This is a genomic window from Microvirga sp. GN3, assembly GCF_055792825.1.
In genome coordinates this window covers 1-1,877 of record NZ_JBVVAK010000356.1, presented here as the reverse complement: position 1 = coordinate 1,877, position 1,877 = coordinate 1, and the positions used below count along the sequence as shown (strand labels likewise).

Sequence of the window (1,877 nt, the reverse complement as noted above, 5' to 3'; positions counted from 1 at the left end):
CTGTATTGCTCGACGGATTGCCTCTGTCGTCGTGGCGCTGCCGTGTAGAACCTGCCCCATAGTGCTTCCTTCCACTCATGCGAAAAGATTGCACCATCAAAGTCCGGGATTAAACACTTTAGTCCATGAACCTTGCTCCATAATGGATGCCGGTGGTCCAAACCAATCGAACTTTCGCTTTCGCATCTTCAGCGGGGATCTGAAGCTCAAATTCCAAAGGAATATCGGCCGGCGGGGGGACGACGAGGCGCACGCCGGCTTCCGACAAGTCCCAGATCATGCATTCAATCCGTTCCTGAGCGGTCTCACTCGCAATCCATCCTTCCAGATGCGTGAGATGGCGCTGACTCGATCGGCGCTCAGGTATCCAGTGACTCATGCTTGCGATCCCGCCTTTGAGGAAGGAACTCTCAATATAGAGGGAAGCTGTCGTGAAAATGTTCTTGGCGATCAGATGCCGTCAAATCAGGCAAGTCGAACTCATTGGGATCCAAAAAAATGGCGCCTCCCAAGGGTTGCGCCGAGTTTCGATCCGTAGGGGCAAACCTGGATCGGAGTTGGGATTATGGCTTTATCGTTGAAGCAGGGAAGGGCCTGGTCAATGGTCATGAGAGGTATGGGACACCCCGGAAGAATAAAGCATTTCGGATAGGTGGAATCGGCTCCGTTGCCATGGAGCCATTCGTTCCAAAGGCATGCGCTCAAGAAAATAGTGTGACACTGAGCGCTCTACTTTCAGCCTCATGCAAGCTTCGAACGGTATTCCCTCGCCGCTTGTATTTTTCGCGTCAAAGGAGCGCTTGCCTCCCGCGGCGATGTAGGCAGACCTTGCAGGGATATCATGAACTCTCAAAATCCATTCACAAGACTGAAGGCCGGACTCTCCGGTATTTCGGGGCGCTTCTACGCAGGCATCGCGGCGGGAATCGTTGCCCTGATCGCGCTGTCCATCTACGGGTCGCTCACCATTTCCAGCATCCTGCTCGAGCGGAAGCAATCGGAGCTCAGGAGCCTCACCCAGACTGCCACCACCCTCATCGCAGGTTACGAGGAGCGGGCGAAGAAGGGCGAATTTTCCGTCGATGAGGCGAAGAAGCGGGCGGCCGATGCCCTGCGCGCGATGCGTTACAACGGGAACGACTATTTCGTGGTGCTCGACTACACCAGCTTCGTTGTCATGCATCCCAACAAGGCGACGGAAGGCAAAAACCTCTCCGACATGAAGGACGCCAACGGAACCTACGTCACCCGCGAGCAGGTCGAGGCCGGCAAGAGAGGTGGCGGCTTTGTGAACTTCCTCTGGCCGAAATTGAACGAGACCGTACCCTCGCCGAAGACGGTGTACGCGGTCTCCTTCCCTCAGTGGGAATGGGTCGTGGCAGCAGGCATGTATGTCGATGACCTTGCCATCATCAGCGCCACCTACCGGAACGTGTTCCTCGCCTTCGTCGGTGTCTCCGCCCTGATCCTGCTGGGCATCGCCTTCGGCCTTGGACGCAGCATTTCCCGTCCCATCGGCCGTCTCGTTGAGAACATGCGCTTGCTTGCGGAGGGCGACCTTGGGGTCACGATCGACGGGACCTCTCGATCGGACGAGATCGGCGTCATGGCGCGGCGTATTCAGGTGTTCAAGGATGCGCTCATGGCCAAGAAGCAGGCCGACGAAGCGGCTGCGCGCGAGGCAGACGCCAAAACACGCCGCGCCGAGGCGCTCGACCAATTGACCAAGCGGTTCGAGATGAATGTCTCGGCCCTGACCCGGAGCCTGTCCTCGGCGGCAACCGAGATGGAGGCCACGGCGCAGTCGATGACGGCGGTGGCCGGCCAGACGACGCAGCAATCGGTCACCGTGTCCTCGGCGGCGCAGCAGACCTCGG

At 58.2% G+C, this 1,877-nt stretch carries 2 protein-coding genes; one reads left to right on the top strand and one right to left on the bottom strand.

The features are described 5' to 3' along the window. Window positions 1-118: 118 nt before the first annotated feature. Complete coding sequence (locus ACS5Q1_RS47755) at window positions 119-379, bottom strand: PilZ domain-containing protein (protein WP_473104761.1); 261 nt, start codon at window positions 377-379, stop codon at window positions 119-121. Window positions 380-841: 462 nt separating this feature from the next. Between ACS5Q1_RS47755 and ACS5Q1_RS47750 the strand changes: the two genes are divergently transcribed. After that, on the top strand, window positions 842-1,877 hold a 1,036-nt coding region (locus ACS5Q1_RS47750; protein ID WP_473104760.1), incomplete at its 3' end, for a cache domain-containing protein.

Bases quoted from the DNA above. Each gene is read 5' to 3' on its own strand.
- ACS5Q1_RS47755 (WP_473104761.1), bottom strand. From the start codon at position 379: ATGAGTCACTGGATACCTGAGCGCCGATCGAGTCAGCGCCATCTCACG.